Origin of the sequence: Exiguobacterium sp. SH1S21 (genome assembly GCF_004337175.1) — a bacterium.
GTDB classification, from domain to species: Bacteria; Bacillota; Bacilli; order Exiguobacteriales; family Exiguobacteriaceae; genus Exiguobacterium; species Exiguobacterium aurantiacum_A.
This window is the reverse complement of the sequence record NZ_SJUY01000001.1, coordinates 578535-601618: the sequence shown is the minus strand read 5'-3', so window position 1 is coordinate 601618 and position 23084 is coordinate 578535. Positions and strand designations below refer to the sequence as shown.

General features: G+C 52.6%; 26 protein-coding genes. 8 read left to right on the top strand and 18 right to left on the bottom strand.

The genetic code is table 11. The features are described 5' to 3' along the window. Position 1 precedes the first annotated feature (1 nt). The 3 genes from kynA to EVJ24_RS02930 form a co-directional block, all read right to left on the bottom strand. Positions 2-841, bottom strand: a complete 840-nt coding sequence (gene kynA / locus EVJ24_RS02940; RefSeq protein WP_131439435.1) for a tryptophan 2,3-dioxygenase — start codon at positions 839-841, stop codon at positions 2-4. Between the two features lie 11 nt (positions 842-852). Then, complete coding sequence (gene kynU, locus EVJ24_RS02935) at positions 853-2130, bottom strand: kynureninase (RefSeq protein WP_131439432.1); 1278 nt, start codon at positions 2128-2130, stop codon at positions 853-855. A 127-nt stretch (positions 2131-2257) separates the two neighbouring features. Then, on the bottom strand, positions 2258-3772 hold the full coding sequence (locus tag EVJ24_RS02930; protein WP_131439430.1) for a BCCT family transporter: 1515 nt from the start codon (positions 3770-3772) through the stop codon (positions 2258-2260). Between the two features lie 166 nt (positions 3773-3938). Here EVJ24_RS02930 and EVJ24_RS02925 point away from each other — a divergent pair, with 166 nt between their 5' ends. Beyond that, positions 3939-4787 (top strand): HAD family hydrolase, encoded by an 849-nt coding sequence (locus EVJ24_RS02925; protein WP_131439428.1) that lies wholly within the window; start codon positions 3939-3941, stop codon positions 4785-4787. Between the two features lie 605 nt (positions 4788-5392). Further along, entirely contained in the window at positions 5393-5554 is a 162-nt protein-coding gene (locus tag EVJ24_RS15420; RefSeq protein WP_173647382.1) for a hypothetical protein, read from the top strand. A gap of 17 nt (positions 5555-5571) precedes the next feature. On the opposite strand, the gene abc-f is transcribed toward EVJ24_RS15420, so the two are convergent. Next, positions 5572-7407 carry a ribosomal protection-like ABC-F family protein gene (gene abc-f / locus EVJ24_RS02920; protein WP_131439426.1) on the bottom strand — a complete coding sequence of 612 codons (1836 nt, stop codon included), beginning with the start codon at positions 7405-7407 and terminating at the stop codon, positions 5572-5574. A gap of 327 nt (positions 7408-7734) precedes the next feature. Between abc-f and EVJ24_RS02915 the strand changes: the two genes are divergently transcribed. Next, positions 7735-8652: a DMT family transporter gene (locus EVJ24_RS02915; protein ID WP_131439424.1), complete on the top strand. Its 918-nt coding sequence runs from the start codon at positions 7735-7737 to the stop codon at positions 8650-8652. A gap of 37 nt (positions 8653-8689) precedes the next feature. Here the strand turns inward: EVJ24_RS02915 and EVJ24_RS02910 are convergent, their stop codons facing one another. The 5 genes from EVJ24_RS02910 to EVJ24_RS02890 form a co-directional block, all read right to left on the bottom strand. Then, entirely contained in the window at positions 8690-8875 is a 186-nt protein-coding gene (locus EVJ24_RS02910; protein WP_070329171.1) for a hypothetical protein, read from the bottom strand. Positions 8876-8891: 16 nt separating this feature from the next. Beyond that, the gene (locus tag EVJ24_RS02905; protein ID WP_131439422.1) at positions 8892-9803 is read right to left on the bottom strand and encodes a Gfo/Idh/MocA family protein; all 912 of its coding nucleotides are present in this window, start codon (positions 9801-9803) and stop codon (positions 8892-8894) included. An 83-nt stretch (positions 9804-9886) separates the two neighbouring features. Next, positions 9887-10600 carry an anti-sigma factor gene (locus EVJ24_RS02900; RefSeq protein ID WP_131439420.1) on the bottom strand — a complete coding sequence of 238 codons (714 nt, stop codon included), beginning with the start codon at positions 10598-10600 and terminating at the stop codon, positions 9887-9889. After that, on the bottom strand, positions 10597-11157 hold the full coding sequence (locus tag EVJ24_RS02895; RefSeq protein WP_070329168.1) for an RNA polymerase sigma factor: 561 nt from the start codon (positions 11155-11157) through the stop codon (positions 10597-10599). The genes EVJ24_RS02900 and EVJ24_RS02895 overlap by 4 nt, the downstream gene beginning before the upstream one ends. Before the next feature lie 116 nt (positions 11158-11273). Beyond that, positions 11274-11525 (bottom strand): hypothetical protein, encoded by a 252-nt coding sequence (locus tag EVJ24_RS02890; protein ID WP_070329166.1) that lies wholly within the window; start codon positions 11523-11525, stop codon positions 11274-11276. A 64-nt stretch (positions 11526-11589) separates the two neighbouring features. Here EVJ24_RS02890 and EVJ24_RS02885 point away from each other — a divergent pair, with 64 nt between their 5' ends. Continuing rightward, positions 11590-12396 (top strand): HAD-IIB family hydrolase, encoded by an 807-nt coding sequence (locus EVJ24_RS02885; protein WP_161568726.1) that lies wholly within the window; start codon positions 11590-11592, stop codon positions 12394-12396. A 6-nt stretch (positions 12397-12402) separates the two neighbouring features. Here the strand turns inward: EVJ24_RS02885 and EVJ24_RS02880 are convergent, their stop codons facing one another. Further along, positions 12403-12675: a hypothetical protein gene (locus tag EVJ24_RS02880; RefSeq protein ID WP_131439416.1), complete on the bottom strand. Its 273-nt coding sequence runs from the start codon at positions 12673-12675 to the stop codon at positions 12403-12405. A gap of 172 nt (positions 12676-12847) precedes the next feature. Continuing rightward, a complete protein-coding gene (locus EVJ24_RS02875) occupies positions 12848-13063 on the bottom strand; it encodes a hypothetical protein (RefSeq protein WP_236637533.1) in 216 nt (71 codons plus the stop codon). Positions 13064-13191: 128 nt separating this feature from the next. Between EVJ24_RS02875 and EVJ24_RS02870 the strand changes: the two genes are divergently transcribed. From EVJ24_RS02870 to EVJ24_RS02860, 3 genes are all read left to right on the top strand, one after another. After that, positions 13192-13425, top strand: a complete 234-nt coding sequence (locus tag EVJ24_RS02870; RefSeq protein WP_131439414.1) for a hypothetical protein — start codon at positions 13192-13194, stop codon at positions 13423-13425. Next, positions 13422-13622, top strand: coding sequence for a DNA-binding protein (locus tag EVJ24_RS02865; RefSeq protein ID WP_131439412.1), 201 nt, complete (start codon positions 13422-13424; stop codon positions 13620-13622). Before EVJ24_RS02870 ends, EVJ24_RS02865 begins: the two co-directional genes overlap by 4 nt. A 155-nt stretch (positions 13623-13777) precedes the next feature. Beyond that, positions 13778-15238 (top strand): UDP-N-acetylmuramoyl-L-alanyl-D-glutamate--2,6-diaminopimelate ligase, encoded by a 1461-nt coding sequence (locus EVJ24_RS02860; RefSeq protein ID WP_131439411.1) that lies wholly within the window; start codon positions 13778-13780, stop codon positions 15236-15238. Between the two features lie 61 nt (positions 15239-15299). On the opposite strand, the gene EVJ24_RS02855 is transcribed toward EVJ24_RS02860, so the two are convergent. Beyond that, the gene (locus EVJ24_RS02855; RefSeq protein WP_131439410.1) at positions 15300-16295 is read right to left on the bottom strand and encodes an MDR family oxidoreductase; all 996 of its coding nucleotides are present in this window, start codon (positions 16293-16295) and stop codon (positions 15300-15302) included. A gap of 145 nt (positions 16296-16440) precedes the next feature. Between EVJ24_RS02855 and EVJ24_RS02850 the strand changes: the two genes are divergently transcribed. Further along, positions 16441-16884 carry a hypothetical protein gene (locus EVJ24_RS02850; RefSeq protein ID WP_131439409.1) on the top strand — a complete coding sequence of 148 codons (444 nt, stop codon included), beginning with the start codon at positions 16441-16443 and terminating at the stop codon, positions 16882-16884. Positions 16885-16902: 18 nt separating this feature from the next. Here EVJ24_RS02850 and EVJ24_RS02845 read toward each other — a convergent pair whose 3' ends face one another. From EVJ24_RS02845 to mgtE, 6 genes are all read right to left on the bottom strand, one after another. Continuing rightward, positions 16903-17112: a hypothetical protein gene (locus EVJ24_RS02845; RefSeq protein WP_070329159.1), complete on the bottom strand. Its 210-nt coding sequence runs from the start codon at positions 17110-17112 to the stop codon at positions 16903-16905. Between the two features lie 89 nt (positions 17113-17201). Continuing rightward, the gene (locus EVJ24_RS02840; protein ID WP_131439407.1) at positions 17202-17906 is read right to left on the bottom strand and encodes an SDR family NAD(P)-dependent oxidoreductase; all 705 of its coding nucleotides are present in this window, start codon (positions 17904-17906) and stop codon (positions 17202-17204) included. A gap of 12 nt (positions 17907-17918) precedes the next feature. Then, positions 17919-18308, bottom strand: coding sequence for a GNAT family N-acetyltransferase (locus EVJ24_RS02835; protein WP_131439405.1), 390 nt, complete (start codon positions 18306-18308; stop codon positions 17919-17921). Next, positions 18308-19321, bottom strand: a complete 1014-nt coding sequence (locus EVJ24_RS02830) for a serine hydrolase domain-containing protein (protein WP_131439403.1) — start codon at positions 19319-19321, stop codon at positions 18308-18310. Before EVJ24_RS02830 ends, EVJ24_RS02835 begins: the two co-directional genes overlap by 1 nt. 186 nt (positions 19322-19507) lie before the next feature. Continuing rightward, a complete protein-coding gene (locus EVJ24_RS02825; protein WP_131439401.1) occupies positions 19508-21292 on the bottom strand; it encodes a solute:sodium symporter family transporter in 1785 nt (594 codons plus the stop codon). Positions 21293-21435: 143 nt separating this feature from the next. After that, positions 21436-22794 (bottom strand): magnesium transporter, encoded by a 1359-nt coding sequence (mgtE, locus tag EVJ24_RS02820; protein WP_131439399.1) that lies wholly within the window; start codon positions 22792-22794, stop codon positions 21436-21438. Between the last annotated feature and the right edge of the window lie 290 nt (positions 22795-23084).

The window sequence follows — 23084 nt, the reverse complement described above, 5'->3', positions numbered from 1 at the left end:
CTCACAATTTTGTCCGGACGGTCCATAGTTCAGGGAAGAAACGGTGGTCGAGGACGCGGCGCAAGTAGTTCACGCCGGACGATCCACCCGTGCCCATTTTTTGACCGATGATCCGTTCGACCGTGCTCATATGATTGAAACGCCACATCTGTTGTTGGTTGCCGATGTCGAGCAACTTCTCGCCGAGTTCGTACAAGTCCCAGTACGTGTTGACGTCCCGGTACACGGCGGCCCAAGCGTTCTCGACGCTCTCGTTCCACTCCCAGTCTTGCGTCACGTCCCGGTTGAGCACGTCCGCGTCGATATGCAGTCCACGGCGATGCATCTCACGGGCGGTCACGTCATAAATGCTCGGTGCTTGGAGTGATGCTTCAAGGAGCGAATACAACGCCTCGTCATGGGCATAGACACTGAGCGTCCGTGCGTTTTTAAAGCCGAGCGCGAACTCAATCTGGCGGTTCTGGTACGATTGGAAACCAGATGACGAGCCGAGCTCGTCACGGAACTCTAAATATTCGGCCGGTGTGAGCGTCGCGAGGACGCTCCACGATTGGATGAGCTGTTGTTGGATTTTCGAGACGCGGGCGAGCATTTTGAATGAGCGTTCGAGCTCACCTGTTTCGATGGCGGTCACGGCCGCAGTCAACTCATGCAAGATCAACTTCATCCACAGCTCACTCGTCTGGTGGATGATGATGAACAGCATCTCGTCGTGGTGGTCCGACAGGCGATGTTGACTCGATAAGATTGGGTCGAGCTGTAAATAGTCGCCATACGACATGTCTTTTGAAAAGTCAGTTTGAATCGATTGCTCGACTTTATGTTCGATACGTTCACTCATCGTTAATCTCCTTAAGCTACGACTTCACGGACGTTCTCGAACGCCTCGTATTCTTTGTTGTCCATTATTTTTTTCAAGATCATGACGACGTCGTACACGTCGGTGAATGTGTTGTAGAGCGCGACCGGTGCGAGGCGGATGATGTTCGGCGCTCGGAAATCGGGAATGACGCGATGTTGTTTGAGCGCTTTACAGATACGAGCCGCTTCCGGATGCTCGAGGCTCAAGTGGGCACCACGTCGTTTTTCATCGCGCGGGCTGCCAATGACGAAGCCGTGCGGTGCGAGCAGTTCATCAATCAATTCGGTCATATACGTCGTTAAGGCGAGCGACTTCTCACGAATCGCTTCCATGCCGACCTCATTGAACATCTCGAGCGCGCCGAGTTGCGGCGCGAGGCTCATGACGTGCGGTGTCCCGATTTGGAACGCACCGGCATGTTCAGCTGGTGTCATCGTATGGTCCATGTCGAACTGTTTGTCTTTTCGTGATCCGAACCAGCCGGCAAGACCTGGCGTCGTCCCGAAATGACGTTCATGGACGAACAGCCCGCCGACGCTTCCTGGTCCGCCGTTCAAATGCTTATAGTTGCACCAGTAGGCGAAGTCGACGCCCCAATCGTGAAACGCGTGCGGGATGGCGCCGACCGAGTGGCACGCATCAAAGCCGATCATAATATCGCGTTCGTGTGCGGCTTTGGCGAGGCGGGCCATATCAAGAATCTGACCGCTCCGATATAACACCGTCGGCAAGACGATGAGCGCGATGTCGTCAGTCATGGCGGCGATGATGTCATCCTCATTTAAATAACGGCCGTCACGGCTCGGCACTTGGACGAGATGTTCGGCCGGATCGAGACCGCGCAGCGTGAGTTGGCTTTGGAGTGCGTAAATGTCCGACGGGAACGTCAGCGCATCGGCGAGAATCTTCGTCCGTTTGCCGACCGGTTTAAAGAACGTGGCGGCGAGCTGATGCAAGTTGACGGTCGTCGATCCGGTGACCATGACTTCATTGGCGCTCGCACCGATGAGCGGCGCGTTGAGTGCGGCCAGCTCTTCTGACAGGTTGAACCACGGATGGCGCCCCGACATCCAGCCATCGATTCCGAGTTCTTTCCAATCACTGAGCGACTCGAGCAACGTCTTCTCGGCTCGTTTCGATAACAGACCGAGCGAATTCCCGTCCATGTAGATCCCGTCTTGCGGTAAGTAAAACTCTCCCCGGTAGTGTGCAAGCGGGTCGCTTGCGTCTCGCGTCTCCGCATAACCGCGTGTGAAATCTTGAACCATACCATTTCCCCCTTTGACTATCGTGCCATGCTGACAAAAGCGTAGCAATCGGACGCATACGTGTCAACACGGACCGACGTATCGAGACAGCAATAGAGCCGCCATGAAATCGGCGGCTCAGACAAACTCATTTGATTTTTTTGATGTTCTCTTGACGCAACAAGCTTAACAGCGTGTACACCATCAAGATTAAAATAATCGTGAACGGCAGGGCCGAGATCAAGGAAGCGGTCTGTAGCCCCTCGAGTCCGCTCGCGATGAGCAGGACAGCGGCGATGCCACCGAGCAAGATACCCCAGACGATGCGGACGGAAAGCGGCGGATTCAAGCTTCCGTTCGTTGTCATGCTGCTGATGATGTACGTCGCTGAGTCGGCCGACGTGATCAAGAACGTGAGAATCAATAAAATCGACAAGATAGACAGGATGAAACTGAACGGCAGCTCGGCGAACGTGACGAACAAGGCGCTCGTGACGTCGGCATCGACTGCCTGGGCGATCGATGTCCCTTCAAACAAGTCGAGATGAAGGGCGGTCCCGCCGAACACAGCAATCCACATGAGCGCGATGAACGGTGGTACGACGAGAACACCGACGATGAATTCGCGAATCGTACGGCCTCGTGAGACACGAGCGACGAACGCTCCGACGAATGGCGACCAGGCGATGGCCCATGCCCAGTAGAAAATCGTCCAGTCCCGTACCCATGTCCCTTGTTGATACGGTTGGAGACGGAGACTATAGCGGATAAAGTTTTGTAAATAATCGCCAAGCCCGAGCGTGAACGTCTCTAAGATGAAGATGGTTGGACCGGCGAAGAAGACGAACACCATCAATACAAGTGCCGTTCCGAGGTTGATGTTACTGAGCCATTTGATCCCGCGATCGAGACCGGTCGTCGTCGACGTCAAGAACAAGGCAGTCAATACGACGATGATGAGGACTTGGACGAGTGCCGTGTTCGGTAACCCAAAGACGCTATTCAGTCCGCCATTGATTTGCAGGACGCCGAGCCCGAGCGACGTCGCGACACCCATGACCGTCGCGATGACGGCAAAAATGTCGATTGTTTGGTTGAGTGGTTGTTTGTAAGGTCGTTCTTTGATGAGCGGAGATAAACTTGTCGAGATCCGACCATCCGTGTTCCGGCGAAACTGGAAGTAGGCGATGATCAATCCGACGATGGCGAAGACGGACCATTGACTAACGCCCCAGTGAAAGAACGAATAGGCCATGGCGAGTCGGGCTCCCTCGACTGTCAGTTCAGTCGTATCCGCATATGGGGGCGTGATGAAGTGACTCATCGGTTCAGCGACGCCCCAAAAGACGAGCCCGACCCCAAAACCAGCTGAAAATAACATTCCGATCCAAGTGAAGAACGGGTATTGTGGTCGGTCGCTGTCTGCCCCGAGACGAATCTTTCCGTACTTGCTGAAAGCGAGGAAGATTAAGAAAAGGACGAAAAAGAAGACGGCGAGTAAGTAGAACCAACCGAACGACCGGGTCGTGAAGTTGAAGATACTGCCGGCGATATCAGCAAATAATGTCGGGCGAATCGCACCGAATAAGACGAGCAGGGCAATGATGCTCGCAGAAATGTAAAACACACGATTTAAACGCGGTTTTCCAGGTGAGATGTTCATAAAGAACTCCTTTCTGAACGGACAAATATTATTGAGAACTAATAATAAATTCCCTATTTTTGAAAGTGGGAAACCGGAGTTTTCATTTACTGTGCAATCTGACAGTTGAGACTGAGCAAATCAGGGAATTAGAATGGAGACAAACATGCTGAAAGGAGAGAATTAAATGAAATTGATTGCCATCGACTTAGACGGGACGTTATTGTCGCGCACCGGTGTCATCACGGAAGCGAATCAACAAGCGATTCGGCGACGTCAGGAGCGCGGTGATTTGGTCGCCATCTCGTCAGGACGCTCGATCCATGATATCGAGGAAATTTTGAAGCGGAGCGAGTTGACGTGCCCGATCCTTTCCGGGAACGGGGCGATCGCATTTTATGAAAATGAACGCATTTACTATCACGCCCTTCCAAAGCAAGTCGTTCAGGAGTTATGGGACGTGGCGCATGAGCATGATACGTACGTCGAGTTTTATACGAACGCCGGTGTCAAAGTGTTACGCACGGGTACCGACTTGTTAAAAGGCGAATTAGATGAGGTGTTACCGCACGACCAGTCGTTCACCCGAGAGTGGGGCGAGCGGGAGATCGAGATTCAAAATGAACAGTTCGGCCTGACGTACGTCGATACGATTGATGAGATTGATTTTGAAGCCGATGAAGTATACAAAGTGTTCATCTATTCGTTCGATCGTCGTAAGCTGCATAAGCTACGGAAGCTGTACGAGCCGCGGACTGATATTTTGATCACGACGGCGGGATGGACGAAGATTGAAATTGGACATCCGAAGGCGAGTAAAGGCATGGCGCTGAAGCAGCTCGCCGAGCATCATCAGATCCCGCAAGAAGAAATCGTTGCGATCGGGGACAACTTGAATGATATCTCGATGTTCGAGGTGGCGGAGACGAGAATTGCGATGGGCAACGCGGTCGATCCGTTAAAAGACATCAGTACCCATATTACGAAAGACGTCGAGGCGGATGGAGTCGCGTATGCGCTTGATCGTTACGTATGAGCCGAAATTTTGAAGAAATGGTGAACTAGGGTTCGTCGCTGGGCAGAACGGCTATTGTATTAATGTAGTCCTCATTCAACGTGTTGAGCTGAAAGGGGGCAACGAATGAAACAAAGATTCAGTCGTTGTTTGGCCGAGGCCAGCTCGGTGAAACGAGAAACAGCATGTCAGAAAAATCGACCTGTGTGACCGTCCTTCATATCCGATCTGTCGTCCACCTTGCGTATGTTAAAATGGCAAGGGGCAGACAAACATGATGCTTTGGGAAGCAGACGTCAACGGCTATCGATTTCTCTGGAAACAGAGGTGAGCAGGACGAGGTTCGTGACAGATTTCATTTTTCACAGTCGAAGTGTCGGTAACATGCCAATCCGGAACCGATTTTTTGCTTCTGTGCCAGGCTATATCGACCTCTAGACGAACGTACGCTCAGAAATCATTGCGTGAATCGCGTCGATTTTCTAGCACGTATTTGACCAATCCGATGGGACGGTCGATCGAGATGTTTCTCGATCGGGTGAAAGTCCGCTTTTTTAGAAAATGCTCACCGTTAAGCGCCACACGTGTGGCGCTTTTTCTTAGGTGATGGGTGAAGGGGTGAATCTATGCCGAAATTGTACTGGCTCGGCACGTTCGTGAGCGGACTGCTGCTCATGTCAATCGGAGAGGCGAGCGCGGTGCCGCGCGTCGTCCCGTATTTTTTGATAGCGGTCGGTGTGACCGGCTTTTTAGTCCAATCCTGGTTCGAACAAAAACGACGCCGTTGACACGGCGTCGTTCGTCGTTACATCGATTCAAGCAACTGATGGAGCAGCGTATCGATGTCTGCTTGGAGCGCATCGGCTTGTCGTTGCAGCGTCATCAGTTCCTCGACGTCGTTCGTGTCGTTCATTTGAGTGAGTAGACGCTGATGATCATCTTCGAGCTGGTTCAATCGTGCCTCGTCGGCCGCGGGATTGACGGGCCGTTGCGGTTTGGCTATTTTGGCTTTCGGTTGCGAGACGGGTTCCGCAATCTGAGGTTCAACCCGTTTTTCGAGCGCGTAGGCGACATTTCCCGGGAAACGGGTGCTTGTTCCATCGAGCCAATACGTGATCGGGAACAGTTTGTTCAAGAAGTACCGGTCATGGGAAACGACGACGAGCGTTCCGGTGAAGCGGTCGAGCGCTTCTTCGAGCGCCTCGCGCGCTTCGATGTCGAGATGGTTCGTCGGTTCGTCGAGAACGAGCACGTTCATGTCCTCGTGCATGAGGACCGCGAGCATGAGCCGCATCTTTTCACCGCCGCTCAAATTGCCGACCGGTTTGAACACGCTCGCTCCATAAAACAAGAACTGGGCGAGCAACTGCCGTGCCTTGCCCTCATCGACGGCGATCCGGTCTCGAAACGCCTCGATCAATCGATGTCCGTCGTCGAACTGGACGTGTTGGGACAAGTAGCCGATTCGAGCTCGTTCCGCCCGGCGAACGCCTCCGGAAGTCGGCTCGATTTCGCCGAGCAATAGCTTTAAGAGCGTCGACTTGCCACTGCCGTTCGGTCCTACGATGGCGATCCGCTCCCCGTGACCGGCGTAGAACGAGACGTGTTGAAACACGGTTTGGTCATACGTGACAGAAGCGTCTATCACTTCAAACACATCACGCCCGGTTCGTCCGCTCGCGGTGAACGTGATGTCAGGCTGAATCGCCTCGAGTCGTGGTTTTTTGATTGTCTCGATCCGAGCTAGCGCCTTTTCCATCGATTTGGCGCGGCGGTAGAACTTTTCGTTCGGGGGATTGCCCTCGTTCGCCCATTGCCGCAACTGCCGGATCGTCTCTTTCATCTTCTTGATTTTCTTTTGTTGCTCGGTGTAGGCGTGGAATTGGTCGAGCAACAGCTTTTCTTTTTGAGCGACGAACGAGCTGTAATTGCCGTCAAAACTCGTCAACTCACCGTCCTCGCATTCGACGATTCGTGTGGCGACGGCATCGAGGAAGACCCGGTCGTGCGAGACGAGCAGGAGCGTCGACGGGCTGTCCCGTAAGAACGACTCGAGCCAAGCCATCGCTTCTAAGTCTAAGTGGTTCGTCGGCTCATCGAGGATGAGCAGTTCCGGTTCTTGCAGCAGTGCCAAAGCGAGCCCGATCTTCGTCCGCTCGCCGCCGCTTAACGTGTCGAACGGGCGGTCGACAAACCGCGTGAGGCGGAGCCCGTCGATCATAGCGTTCACTTTGGAGTCGATCACATAGCCGCCGCTCTGCTCGTATCGGGTTTGGAGCGCTCCGTACTTATCTAATAAGAGTTCAAGTTTATCGCTTGACGCCATCTCTGTCTCGAGCGCATGCATCGCCTCGCCGAGCCGAATCAGTTCGGCGAACGCGGTGTAGAGCACGTCGCGCCCGCTCTTGTCCGGATGGGCGGGCAATTGTGCCAAATAACCGATGTTGAGCCGTTGTTTTCGATAAATCGTACCATCGTCAGGCGTCTCGGTGCCGACGATCAAGTGGAGCAACGTCGTTTTGCCGCTACCGTTCCGTCCGACGAGTCCGATCCGCTCGCCTGCGTTCACGTGGAGATTGGCATCGGTCAGGACGGCGTGGCCACCGAATTGTTTTTGAATGTGTTGCATGTCGATCAACATGTGAGTTCCTCCTAAAGTCGAGGCCTATCAAAAAAACCGAGCGCAAACAAGCGCTCGGTAAGGAAGAGAGGCGCTTCGTCGTATTTTCAGCAATGTCTATAAAAGGACAGACGGGTCCCTTGTTTAAGCGACATCGTGAAAAATCGCACGCAAAATGTATAAATGTTCAGTTGACCAGTGCGTACGTTCGACAAAGTTCACCTTTCTCCCTCCTTTCAATTATCGATACAACTAGTGTAAGCGATTTCTTGAACTTCGACAACGGTTGAAAAACAGGAGTTCATTCGATGGACGTCGTATTAGTTAGGAATCAAAGGAGGGATGAAGATGCGCAAGGAATGGCTCGGTGCCATCAGTTTGGCGCTCGCCGCTAGCATTTGGGGCGGGATGTACGTCGTCAGTAAGTATGCGCTCGGATTTATCGAGCCGTTCACGCTCGTCTGGATGCGCTACGCCGTCGCGTTCATCGTCTTGTTCGCGGCATGGTCGTTGTTCGGTCGTGAACAAGTGAGGCGAGAGGATTGGAAATGGATCGCGCGCGTCGGTGTGATCGGTTACGTCGCCTCGATCTCATTCCAATTCATCGGCACGAAGCTGTCCGATGCCCACACCGGTTCACTCGTGACAGCAGCGACGCCGGCGTTCATGGTGTTGTTCGCCCGGTTGATTTTGAAAGAGCAGCTCACACCTGTCAAAATTGGGTCACTCATCTTGGCGACGCTCGGCGTCATCATCGTCGTCGGCTGGCACGTCGATGGGACGTATTTGCTTGGCAGCCTCGTCTTGGTCGGTGCCGCCATCACCTGGGCGCTCATGTCCGTGTATGTCAAAGTCGCCTCGAAAACAGTCTCGGCACTGACGATCACGACGTTCGCGATTGGGATCGCCTTCGTCTTGATGACACCGCTCATGGGGCTAGAAGTCATGCAGTCTGGCGTTCCGGACATGACGAGCGTCCTTTGGCTCAGCGTTTTATACGTCGGCATCATCTCGACGGCCGGGGCGTTCTTCTTTTGGAACAAAGGACTCGAACTGATGGATGCGAGCGTTGGGTCGTTGTTCTTCTTCTTTCAGCCGCTCGTCGGAGGTTATCTCGGTTGGCTCGTTCTCGGCGAACAGCTCGACCGCAACTTTTTCATCGGCGCTGCCTGTATCGTCACGGCCGTCACCTGGTCGACACTCGTCGAACGGCGGCAAAAGCGTCGCCTCGACGTGACGGCTCCATACGAACGAAACATTTTATAACACGAACGGTCGGCCCGATGAAGGGTCGACCGTCTTTTTAAAATCCGTGGTCATCCAATTTGTCCTGGTCGCGCTTCATCTCGAGTTCGAGCCGCTGGATTGCCAGCTTTTCTTGCTCGACTTTGAGCCGAAGCTCCTCGATGCGGGCTTTGCGCGTCTTGATGATTGTGTCCGAGGCGATAGCGATGACGGCGATGATCATGATGTAGAAAAAGAAATCCATCTGAATTCTCCTCCTCTCAGCGTTTTCTGAACAAGTCTGTGACTAGTTGTTGCGTGAGCAACGCCTCGCGTCCGTCCGTCAAAATCGGGGTATCGTCAGTCAGCGCCGTGATGAAGTGATCGATTGCTCCTTGGAAGCCGCGTTGCGTGAGCAACGTATCCCACGAACCGAACGTCTCGGTCGAATACGCGCCGTGTTCGAAGCGATGGAGCGTCACCATTTCATCGACCGTCAAACGGAGTCCGTCCTTGATGGCGACGAGTCCTTCGTGATTGACGCCCGCCTTGCGGTGCATCGACGTCGTATGCAGGCCAGATTCGTCTTGCCAGACGTGACGTGCGAAATGGAGTCCGTTCGATGCGGTCGTCTCGATCTGTCCCGTCACGAGCCGTAAGTCGCTTCCTGCAAAATAGCGGAGCGTATCGACGACGTGCAAGTAATCGTCGAGTAACGTGAACCGGTAATCATGTCCGCGCAACCCGTCCCCCCGGTGCTTGACGAAGTCGAGCGAGTGGAACGGGGCCGCTGCCTTCACTTGATTATACATCGGGGCGAAGCGACGGTTAAAGCCGACCATCAGCTTGCGGTTCGTACGTTCTGCCGTTTCGACGAGCCGTTCGGCCTGTTCGACGGTTGCGGCGAGCGGCTTGTCGACGTACACGTCGACGCCTTGCGCGAGCAAGTAGGAAACGACCTCGTAATGCGTCTCGGTCGAACTATGGACGAACGCCGCATCGACAGACGAGGCGAGCGAATCGAGTCCCGTGAACGATTCCATCCGATGAGCCCGACAAATTTCATCCCGTTTAGCTTGTGTCGGAGAGTAGGCGCCGACGAGTTCGAACGAGGTGCTGTTCGTCAAGATGGGTAAATACGCTTTTTGGGCGATGCCGCCGAGGCCGACGATACCGATTTTCGGTTTTCTCATATGTACCACTCCTTTCTCCCATCATAACGAAAAAAGAACCGGATGACACCTACGCTTCACGCGTAAAGTCATCCGGTTCTATGTCAGAGACTGGCACTTAACACGATGTCGCCCTCTGGTGTTTGATTGCCCCGTTCAGGCTCTTTCGTGACGGCGACCGTGTCCCAATCTGTCGCTGACTCGGTCGAGTCGAGCGTATAGATGACGGTACCGTTGCCTTTAGCGTCTGTGACGAACGCACCGGTCGGAATCGGGGAGCCGTCCTTCAGCAACCAGACTTGATACACTTCGTTCGCCTCGAGTGGTGCGAGGCCGTTCGTCTGGACGATGAGTTGGCGATCGCCGTCTTGTTCGGCCAAGTAGGCGACCCCTTCTGATTCGCCTTCGAGTGGCACCGTATCGGTCAAGGTAATCGCGGTCGGCTCGTCTTGATTCATCAACAGATAGCCGTTACCGACGAGTGAGAGGACGAGTGCGGCCGCGAGTGCGAGCGCTCCCCACGAAGACTTCTGCTTCTTACGGGTTTCCGTGAACGGTGTGACGGGAGCCGGTTCGGCTTTGACGAGCTTCGGTTCAGTTGTGTCTTCGGCAAAGACGTTGTCGAGGATGCGAGCCTTCATGCCGCTCGGTGGTTCGGTCGGTTCAGAGAGGAACGCGACGCCTCCGACGAGTGCCTCGAGTTGTTCGAGTTCTTCTTGGCAAGTTTGGCATGTTGCTAAATGTGCCTCGAAGCGAATCCGTTCGTCTTCCGTTAAATGTTGGTTGAAATAGTCGATCAATTGGTCACAGGCGTTCATCGTTCCACCTCCTTATCTATATCGTCATGGGATAGATGTTTTCGTAACTGTTTCAGCGCTAATCGAATCCTTCCTTTTACGGTACCGAGCGGGATGTCGCACGCGTCGGCAATTTTCTGCTGGCTGAGACCTTGGAAATACATGAGCCGGACGACTTTTTGTTGCTCGACCGGCAACTCGGCCATCGCCGTCTCGATTTGGGCCCGTTCTTCTTGCCACTCGACCTCGGTCTCGACAGAAGGGGACGGGGAAGGAATCGCTTCAGCATATGATTCATCGAGCTGTAAATCGGGTTTGCGTTTTCGAATCAAGTCGATCGTGACGTGCCGGCTCATCGTGAACAGCCACGATTTGAACTTGCCTTTCGACTCGTCGTACACACCGCCGCCGCGCCACAGCTTGATGAAGACTTCTTGCATCGCTTCTTCGGCGAGGTCGCGGTCTTTCGTCAGTTGCATGACGAACGCGTACAAGATTCGTTCGTAGCGGTCATATAATGTTTCGAGCGCTTGCTTGTCTTTTTTCCTGACGCGCTCATACAATTCAATATCAGTCATGGCGTTCTCCTTTACTCATGAAGGGAGTCCCTTGTATTTGTCTAACGGATAGAATCATCAAATGGATGCCTATTTGATATGACTATTTTGTGAATGATCATATGTATCCATCGTGTTCAACGTGAACACGTGGAAGTTGCATCCCCGATTTGACGGAAGAGTCGTAAATTCAAGTAGGTGAGCAGTTGATGTGTCGCGTAGCTGAAGAGAGCCGCCGTGACGAGTGTCATGACGAGCGCAGGCCCGTTTGACAGTGACTGATGCCAGAACGGATACGTCCGCACGCCGGACAAAAAAGCGAAGACGAGGGCGAAACCGATTAGGATTCCGCTATACTGACAGTAGTACCGACTTAATCGATTTTTCATGTCGCTCATTCCTTTCGTCCTTTTACTATACGAGATGGGGTATGACGACACAAGGAGGATGACCATGGAACGATTTACGAACGAGGGGCGGACGCTCGTCTGTTTTGATTTCGACGAGACGTATTTCCCGCATGCGTGTACGGCTGAACAGCTCGAGCACTTGCGGCGGCTTGAAGATTTTCTCGAGCAGCACTCCCATCGGTTTTCGACGATGTGGGTGACGGGGAGCTCGCTTGAGACGATTGCTGAGAAGGTCAGGCGGGCCGAGATGCGCTACTTTCCGCATCGGATCGCCTCGAGCCTCGGGACAGAGTTATACGATGTCACAATTGCAGGAGAACTCGAGCTAGACCCGGGTTATCAGTCGCTGTTCCCGTCTGATTTCTCTCGCCGTGTCGCACAGATCGTCGACACGTTGGCTCACCATGCGCTCACGATTGAGCCGCAGACGAACATGGGGACGAACGCGTGGATGCATAATTACTATTACTTTGGCGAGAATGAGGACGACATTGAGCTCATCCGTTCGATTGCCCGTGACTTCGGTATCGCCGTCAACGTGAGCCGCTGCAATCCGCTCGCCGGAGATCCCGTCGGGGCGTATGATATCGACTTCATACCACACGGAGCCGGGAAGACCGCCGCAGTCGATTACGTCTGTATCCGCTGTGCATTTCAAGTGGGCGAAGCGTATGCGTTCGGTGACAGCGGGAACGACTTGGCGATGTTGAAGTACGTCGGTAACGGATACGTCCTCGGCAACGGGACGGAACAAGCCAAGTCTGAACACGATCGCGTGACCGCGGGAAGTTATGCGGAAGGAATACTAGAGGTGTTGATGCGGTTTGTGCAGGAGACACGGTCGCACTAATTCACTTCAAGCGCTTTGAGCGATACGGTGTGCCGCTTGTTGCGCGCTCGCGAGCAAATGGGACCGAACCGTTCTCGTGGAAAAATCAAATGAGACGTGACTGTGCCAAAGTTCGGTGAACACGGTCGAGAGGGCGGCTTCCGCCAAGTCAGAGTGTGTCGTCAAACGCAGTGTGACGGCGTATAATATGCGTTCGTAACGGTCGTATAGGAGTTCTAAAGCGAGGGCGTCTTTTTGTTGGATGCGTTCGTACAATTCGCGGTCGGTAATAAATGACATTGTAAACTCCTTCAGAGGGTCCAGTTCTCTCATGTTTTGGTCGCGGTGGGCAATCGGCTAAACAAGTAATGGTTATATTTCACTAATCGCCGCGCCATAAACGGTTACTTTGATGGTAGAGCACATTCAAAAACACCCGAAGAACCGTTTGTGCGGGTCTTCGGGTGTTTTTTCAGAACGATTTATAGCAGTGGGGGCAGGTTTGGCTACTGCCCGGTGCCCGTTTGAACGTCTGTTTACAGTTCGGACACGTGACGGTCTCGCTCTCTTGACCGAACAAGCTTCCGCGGTTGAATAAGACGTCTTTCAAGTTCGGCAACGCCTTGGCGGCAAAAATCATGGAAATAAATAAGAAGATGGCCAAAACGGCCAACATGACGTATGTCATGACGGGCGTACCCCTTTCACAAAAGATTCGTTTCTTCTAGCATACGGGAAATTACTCAAACGTACACCTTTAGATTAGAAACAAGAACAAATGTTCTGTATAATGAATGTGACAAAGGAGGGGACAGGATGAAGGATGAAGTGACGCGTTGGATGCGGATGGGTCGGGTCGTCGAATTGATGTATGTGGATCGTCACGGGGTCATCTCGAAGCGACGAGTCAAGTTGATGAAGCTACAAGGGGAACAAGTAATCGCATGGGACATCATGAAGCAAGCAAGGCGGACGTTTTGCATCGAGCGCATCCTCGCCTGCCTCCCGACGGTCGACCGGAAATTTGGAGGGAAAGAGGGAGTCGGATGACGCCACTCCCCAAATATTCGGTGCCGGCAGAACGCACGCTCACTGCCGCCCCTACTGATACGCTCGAACAACTCACAGCTTATCCGAGAATGAATATCGCCGTGATGCATGGTGTCGGGCCGAGTGTGTTTCGATTGTTAGAGGTTGCTCTCGTTGAACAAGGACTTCGGTTCAGTGATAGCGAAATGAATTCCTAGTCCCATTGTGGGCTAGGAATTTTCTGGTTAGACGTATGTTTTCCTATGAAAAAGGGAAGTAATATATTTGTCATCTCTATTACAGCCTAAAATCTAGTACCATGACGATAAGGTTTGTTAACCTAGCGACACCCATGAGAAAGGAAGTACACAGCATGAGGACGAAACATTTATCCGCCATTCTAGGAAATGAGATGGATGATATCGAATGTGATCCATGGGTGACCGGAATTGAAACAGATTCCAGAAAGGTCAGTCCAGGGAATTTGTTTATCTGCATCCGTGGTTATACGGTGGATGGGCATGAATTCGCCGAAGACGCTGTCTCTAAAGGAGCGAGCGCGGTGATTTCTGAATTTCCGCTTGACCTCGAGGTGCCGAACATTGTCGTTGCCGATACGAAACGAACGGCTGGAGTGGTGGCGAGCGCGTTTTACGACCACCCGTCCCATCGAATGCGAATTTACGGCATCACCGGTACGAACGGGAAGACGACGACTGCTACGTTAACATATGATTTATTTCGTTTATCAGGGCGTCCGGTCGGGATTGTCAGTACGATTGGAGCCCGTTATAAAGATAAGAAGTTAAAGACGCCGAACACGACGCCAGAAGCCGTCGTCTTGCACCGCATCTTGGCCGAAATGGCAGATGCCGGGGTGACCGACTGTGTCGTCGAAGTATCGTCACATGCCATGATGGAAGGCCGCGTCGAAGGGGTCCGCTTCCATGCGGCAGCGTTCACGAACTTGACGCACGATCACCTCGACTATCACCGTTCAATGGATGAATACGCACGGGCGAAAGCGCGTCTATTCGAACAAGTCGAAACGACGGACGGCGACGCCATCATCTTGAACGCGGAAGACCCGGCGAGCGAGACGATGGCCGCATTCGCACCGACACGGCGGAAAGTCATGTACAGTACGCACGCAGACATCCCGGCCGATATTCAAGTCATTTGGCTAGGTCACAACGTCCGCATCAAAATGAACGCGATGACGATCGAAGCGCCTGTTCACTTTATGGGATCGTTCAACGCTGCCAACTTGGCCGCGGCCATCGGTCTCGTCTCAACGTCGGAGCTCATGCTTCGCGCGATTATCGATAATGTTCCAGGGCTCACACTTCCGAAAGGTCGCCTTGAGCGGCTTGACACGGAAGATGCGGAGATTTATATCGACTACGCCCATACACCGGACGGACTGGAAAAATGTCTGTCTACTTTACAAAAAGGGGAGCGGCAGCTCGTCGTCGTCTTGAGCGCGGCTGGAGACCGGGACCCGACGAAGCGGGCCGAGATGGGACGCATCGCGAGCCGCTATTCGGACGATCTGATTGTGACGGTACATGATGTCCGAACCGAAAATCCGAAGCAAATCATCGACGGACTGCTTGAAGGGATCAAAGCGGACACGCATTATGTGACGTTTGAAGCGCGAAGAGACGCGTTGCACCATGCGGCCCTGCAAGCGCTCGACGGCAAACGCATCGTCGTCGTCGGAAAAGGGCACGACCATGTCGAACGTGTCGGCAGCGAAGCGATTCCGTTCAATGAATCGGATATCTTGTTAGAAGAACTGAAAAAATTAAAAGGCCAAGAACCGGCCGTTTGAATTTCATTACCAAGCATACAGAAGAAGGGCTGAATCGTTGGATTCAGCCCTTCTTTGACGTTTAGTCGTTCATGCGGACGACGGTCCGGCCGCTCAGCTCACCGCGCATCATCGCCTCAGCTTGACGCGGGACGTCATAGAGCGGGATCTCATGCACCATCTGGTTGAGTACGTGCGGTTCGATCAGCTCGTGTAGACGCTCCCACGCCGTCACTCGTCTTGCAATCGGCTGCATGACCGAATCGATGCCGACGAGACGGACGCCTCGCAGGATGAACGGATAGACGGTCGCAGGAAGTTCGTGACCTCCAACTAGTCCACAAGCGGCGACGGTTCCTTCGTATCGGATTTGGCTTAAAATATTCGCGAGTGTGTTACCACCGATAGAGTCGATCGCAGCATCGAACCGTTGGCGAGCGAGTGGTCGGGGGGATCCTTCCAATTCACTGCGTGGTATTGTCTGTTCAGCACCGAGATCAGTTAAATAAGATGAATCTGTTTTTCCAGTCGAGGCAATGGCGTGATAGCCGAGTTTATGGAGCAAGGCGATCGAGAAACTTCCAACTCCGCCGGATGCTCCCGTGACGAGCACTTCTTGACCGGGATGAACGCCTTCGTGTTCAAGTGCCTCAATCGCGAACATGGCGGTCAGTCCGGGTGTCCCGATCGTGATGGCATCTCGCATGTTCATGCCTTTCGGTAATTTCACGAGCCAATTTCCTGGAACTTGTGCAAACTGGCTGAAGCCACCGAAATGACGCTCACCGATGCCAAAGCCGGTCGCGATGACTTCGTCCCCTGGCTTGAAATCAAGATGATCAGATTCGGTGACTTTCCCGACAAATTCGCAGCCTGGGATGAACGGATAATGGCTGACGATTTTGCCTGATCCGGTCAATCCGAGGGCGTCTTTGTAGTTGAGTGCCGAATAATGGACCTCGACGAGGACGTTGCCGTCTTCTTCTTTTGGAAGTGCGTCGAGTTTGACGTCCGTCACCGTGGAGTGAAGACCGTCATTTTTCTTGTCGAGGACGAGTGCTTGAAATGAGTCGTTCATTGTAAATTGGCCCCTTTCTGTATGGCAAATCTGTTCCCTTTGTATGATTCCCCACTCTGGAAAATATATACGCGAATGTTTCGTTATAACGAGGTGTGGAATGGTACAATGTAGTAGATTCAATTAGAGTGAGGAGGAATGAAGCATGCGGCACGACGACTATGAGTTTGATGAAGAAGTAGAAGTAGAAGAAGGCGAATTGTTCAACGTATACGACATTCTGCCACCAGATGGAACTATTCTCGAAATGGCGACTGCCGAAGAGATGGTCCGCGCGGCGGAGCTTGAAGCGACACATAACGCGCTCGAGCGAATCCAAGAATCAAACTTCCAGTTGTCAGGAGTAACGTTTAAAGAGTTACTGACAGAGTTCGAACGATACGAGCAAGAATCGATGGAATTCTGGACGGGCGTATATAGCCGACTGCGCATTCCATGGGCATGGACGATTCGAATCGATGTGGCCAATGGCCCGATTCACGTCGTCAATGATCGTGACATCTTTATCGATGAGGCAGACTTCGAAGAGTACGATTTTGAAGAGTTTGCCGATGATGATTATGAAGATGAGACCGATAACCAAAACTGAATCCAAAACGTCTTTCCCTTATTCAGAAGGGAAAGACGTTTTTTTGACTTCGCTCATGTCCATACGCATACGCATCACTTCCGTGGCACCGAACCAAAGCCCGACGCTACACAGCAGGGACACACCGCTCACCAACGCTCCGACGATTGCGATATCTCCAATCATCGTAAACGATAGCACGAGGCTGAATATCCCGAAAAACAGCAATCCTCCCGCTATAGTCTTCATACATCACGCCACCCTTTCTCATTTGATTTGACTCTAGTGTAGCCGGTCAAACGAGACAGGGTTGGTCTATTTTTATACCTGGTTGAAAATTAGATGAGGTCGTGGATGGCGTACGTTTTTCCATTGACAAACGGCTTGTCGATCAACTGCTCGACGAGGACGCGGCCGACCGTCTCAGGTGAGCGGAGTTTTCCTTCTGTCTCGTAAGCTTGAAACTGTTCGATATCTTGAAACGCTTCTCGTGAAGACGCGCGGATCGTCTGTTGCATGGATGTGTCCATCACGCCCGGGTTGAACAAGGCGAGGCGATGTCTCGTTCCTTCTAGTTCGAGCGCGACGGTCTCACTAAAGTGGTCGAGTCCAGCTTTCGTGCCGCAGTAGGCGCTCCACCCCGAGATCGGACGTTTGGCGGCACCTGACGTCACGTGGATGAGCGAGACGGGCACATCGTAAGCGAGGACGGCGTTCGTGATCAGCATCGGGGCGAGCAGATTCGCCTGAACGTGAGCGGTGAGTTGCTCCGTGCCGAGGTGGCCGGCCCGATGAATCGGTTCGATTAACGCCGCATTTTGGATGATGAGTAGCGACGTTGCGTCAGCGATGTACGGCTTGATTTGGTCAAGGGCTCGAAGTGTACTCGATACGTCGGATAAATCGACTTCGATATGTTTGAATGTTAAATCGCGTGATTGCGAGCGTGATAGGTTGATGACGTCGTAGTTTCGTCTCGACAGTTCTTCGGCGACAGCACGGCCGAGACCGCGTGACGCACCGGTGACAAGGGCAAGTTTCAAATAAATTCTCTCCTATTCGTGAATCGTTTTTCGAAAACCGTAGAAGGGGCGGAAGTTCAAGCGTTCATAATACGTATGCGAGGAAGCGCTCGCGAGCATCTCGAGTCGTGTTTCAGGATAGAGTGCATGGACGTGTGTCAATAACCGTTCCCCGAGGCCAAGCCGGCGGTGCGAAGCAGCGATGAGCAACTCGCACACGTAAAGGCTGACTTTTGTGTCGGTCAAACCGCGAAGATAGGCGATCACGTGTCCCGTTTCAGACTCGATGACGAAAGTGACGTTCGAGCGGCGCCATGCTTCTTTTGTCAACTCATCTTGACGAACGAGCTGGTGCCAGCCCTCAGCTTCGTTCAATGCTTGAATCTGTTCAAAATCTCGTTCATCGTAAAGACGGATGATCATCAAGACACACCCACTTTCACTTCAATCGCTTTCATCACATCAAACGCCCCCTCTGACTCGTTCGAACAGACGATCGAAATGACTTTTAAAGCAGGGTAATAGGCAGAATGGAAGCTGACACCGGGATCGTAGCCCATCACGTGATATTTGAATACATCTTTATTGGGTTCGAGTTGAATCCAGACGCCATACCCGTAATGTCCGCCCCGGTCATTGACGGTCACGTGAGGAGTCAACAATCGTGCTGTCATCTGTTGTCCGAGAAGACGGTGACCGAGCAACGCGTCCCATAGTTTGGCCATGTCGGCCACCGTTACGAACGCCCCTCCGTCCGAACCGCCTTTGACGGGAATAGAGTACTGGTTCGTCCGCCATGAACCGTCCGGATTGTTGATGTAGCCGAGCGCTGTATCAGCAGGCAGGGCGTCAAGCGAGAAGTAACCGGAATCGGTCATGCCGGCCGGTGTGAAGATGAACTGTTCGATGTAATCCGAGAACGTCAATCCGCTCGCTTGTTCGACAATGAGACCGAGCAAAATGTAACCGGCGTTATTATAGTGGAATTCGCCGATTTCATGTTTCATTGACTGTTGCTGGAACATGGGTAAAAAGTCGCTCAACCGTCGTAGTTGATACATCGGACGTTGTTGCCATAACTCTTCAAAGTCGTCCATGACGGATTCATCAAAATAGTCCGGGATGCCTGACGTATGAGTGAGTAACGTTTCGACTGTCACACGTGTATCAAACTTAGGTAAATCAAGGGATAGACAGTCTCGGAGCAGTGAAGTGAATGCCAGCTTCCCTTGTTCGACGAGCTGACAGATGGCGATCGCCGTGAACAACTTACAGCCAGAGGCGATCCCGAACCGAGTCACGTCACGGTTTGGCAGTCGTTCGGAACGATTCGCATATCCTTGTTGTCGTTCAATTAATAGGTCGTGCTTTCGGACAGCGAGACATGTGCCTGAAAAAGCGGATGAGATTTCAAAATCTGACCAATTAGTATTCATGAGTGGACCTCCGACGTTTGGCTGTTCCTTTCCGTTTCTAAGTATGTAAATCATACCATTACACATTAACCTAAATAATGGAAAAATGATAGGTGTCATTCTTATGATGAGGCGATTTTGCAGATGAAAAAACACCGTTCGAACTGATTCATTTCAGCAGGAACGGTGTTTTTGTAAAGAGGCAGGTCACCCGCCGCTCGCTTTTTCTTCGAGCTCAGTTTCGGTCGTTCCAAGGTTGTTCAAGTACACCTCGTATCTCGGGAGCCAGTACCGGTACGATACCCAGACGAGACCGCTCGTCGCGGCGAACAATGTCAGCGTCGCTGGCCAGAACCAGCCCGAGACAATCCCGTCCGCATAGGCGAGACCAATCGGAGAGAAGACGAAATAGACGAACACCATCGAGGCGACGAGGATGATTGACGTCGAGATCGCATGACGCCAAGGTTTGACCCGACCGAGGTCGATCCGGATTGGCTTGATTTGTTGCATCGGACGCAGTTTGGCGAACAACAACATGATACTCGTCTCGATGACGAACAAGATGCCGTAGATGTGGATGAAGTTGATGCCAAGGTCAAATCCGAACCATTGTTTCATACCCCAGACTAAGAAGTAGTACGTGATGACGTGGAAGCCGATGACGATTTTAGCGGCGATCGGCGGCACGCGCTTGACGAGCATGCCAATCAAGACGACGACGAGAATCGGGATGTTGAAGAAACCGGTGAAACGGCGAATCAAGTCCCAAAGACCATCCGGCGCGTACATCAAGTTCGGTGCGACGAAGAACGAGACGAGCGCGACGAACGTTCCGAACCATTTGCTGACCCGGATCAAATCTTTGTCCGAGGCATCGGGTTTGAACTTCGGTTTATAAATGTCGAGCACGAACAGTGTGGCGATACTGTTCAGCAATGAGTTGAACGAACTGAACACCGCGCCGAGCAAGACGGCGAGGAAGAAGCCCATGAGCCACGTCGGTAACAAGTCGGCGATCAAACTCGGATAGGCGAGGTCTGCCTTGTCCATGTTCGTGCCGTATAAGTGAAACGCGATGATGCCTGGAAGCAGCATAAAGATCGGAACGAGCAACTTCAAATAACCGGTGAAGAGGACACCTTTTTGTCCTTCGGCGAGGTTTTTAGCCCCAAGAGCCCGTTGAATGACATATTGATTCAATGCCCAGTAGAACAAGTTCGCAAAAATCATTCCGGTGAAGATGGATAGGAATGGCACCGAGTCGTTCGATGACCCGATCGCGTTCAACTTTTCAGGGTTCGACGTCGCGATCGTCTTCATCCCTTCGACGACGCTGCCGTCGCCGAGTGCGATAAAGCCGAGCGTCGGGACGAGGAAGCCGATGATGATGAGCCCGATGCCGTTGAGTGTATCCGACACTGCGACGGCGCGGAGGCCGCCGAAAATGGCGTAGATAGCGCCGATGATACCGATGAACCAAATGACGAGCCAAAGTGACTGTTCAAAGCTGATCCCGAGCAGTTCGGGCACGTCGAAGAGCTGAAGGACCGCGAGTCCGCCGGAATAGAGCATCGACGGAATCGTGACGCACATGTAACCGAACAAGAACAAGAGGACGGTCAAGCGCCGGACGTCCTCGTCATAGCGTTGACTTAAAAACTCAGGGATCGTCGTGATCCCGATGCCGAGAAAGCGTGGCAGTAGGAATAGTGCCATGATGATGGCGGCAATCCCAGCCGTCACTTCCCATGCCATCGCCGACATGTTGCCGGCGAACGACTGCCCGTTCAAGCCGATCAACTGCTCGGCCGATAAGTTTGTGAGCAGGAGCGACCCGGCGATGAAGAGACCGGTCAGCCCGCGACCAGCCAAGAAGTAATCATCGGCGCTGTCGACTTTTCCTTTTGTCAGGCGATAGGATACGTAAGCGACGAGTCCCATGAATAAGGCTCCGGTCACTAATATGTATATAACTTGTTGAATCGTCACTATTTATCCCTCCTTGTATTACTTCTTATCTATAAGTACTTTTCGTAATTACCCGCCTGGCATGAGAATTATTTCCCATCATCGCTTTTGTAAACAAACCGTAACAAAGCTCACACGAAAAAAGACACCTGAAACGTCAGGTGTCAGAAAAAGCGAAGCAATGAAGTGGCGACAGTGAAGTAGATGATCAACCCGAGATTGTCCACGACCGTCGTGATGAATGGACCCGAGGCCACGGCTGGATCGAGTTTCAGGCGGTTGATCAAGAGCGGGACGAGTGTACCGACAATCGTGGCAACGCTCAGTGAGGCGAAAATCGACAAGCCGACGATCATGCCGATCAAGGCGCTATCGTACAGGACCGTGATGACCCCGAAAATAACGACCATACAGGCGAGTCCAAGCAGGACACCGGTTCCGAACTCCCGCCGAATCATCTTGGCGACATTTTTCCGATTGATCGTGCCGAGCGCAATCGAACGTACGGCGACGACGAGCGACTGGGTGGCGGCGTTTCCGGCCGATCCCATGACGAGTGGCATGAAGACGGCGAGCAAAACGATCGTCTCGAGCGTATCTTCAAATCCGCCGATCGTCGATGCGGTGATCATCCCGAGGAACATGAGGCTGATAATCCAAGGGGCACGTTTTTTCGCTGCCTCGACCGGGCCCATGTTGATGTCAGATGAGCCTTTCGTCGCGGACAGCTCTTCAAAGTCTTCGGTCGTCTCGCGTTCGATGACGTCCATGACGTCGTCGACGGTGATGATGCCGAGCAGGTGATCATCGCTATCGATGACCGGGAGCGCGAGCAAGTCATACTTTTGGACGGTTCGGGCCAAGTCTTCTTGATCGGCCATGACGTGGGCCGAAACGACCCGCCGCCCCATGATGTCAGCGATGAGATGGTCGAGTGGGGAGACGATCAAATCACGGAGCGACACAACGCCGACGAGACGTCGGTCTACATCGATTACATATAAATAGTAAATCGTTTCAGCTTCAGGACCGAGGTCACGCAACTCTTCGAGTGTCGCCCCGATCGTTTTGTCGGCCTGTAGCACGATGAACTCGGTCGTCATGATGGCGCCGGCCGTATCGTCCGGATAGCGCATCAAGTCTTTGACCTCGGTCGCCTCGGTCTCGTCCATCTGTTCGAATAGTTCGTTCATGAAATCGTCCGGAAGTTCGGTCATGAGGTCGGCGGCATTATCCGAGAACATATCGTTCAAGACGCTGACCGCATACGGACGTGGCATTTCTTGGATGAACTGCTGTTGTTCATCGAGCTCTAATTTTTCAAATAAATCGGTGTACTCTTCAGGTGATAAAGCGCTGTATACAAACGCTCGATCGGGTTGGTTAAGTTCGATGAAGAGATCAGCCTGTTCACCCGGGTGAAGTGTTAAAAACACGTCGCGGAAATCGACCGGATCCCCTTTTTGGATGAGCGCTGTCACTTGGGCTTCATGACGTGCGCGTTCTGTACGTTCGATGGCCATCGACTCACTTCCTTTTCTAAAGTCATTTTTCGTATCCTGTCGTTATCGTACCTTAATTTGAAAAGAAAAAATAATGGATTTTATTCACAGTTCATACATCGTGTATACATCATAACCGTCGCCCTCTCTTTGTTCATCGATTCACAATCGTTTGTTCATTCAGTTTGACTCATATTGTATCCATTTTTTTGTGGAATCGACCACAATCAGAACGTCGGAATTACCCGCCTCGGAATCGGGTAAGTTGATAATGTAAGGGTAGAAACACACCCGAATCACTAGGAGGAAGC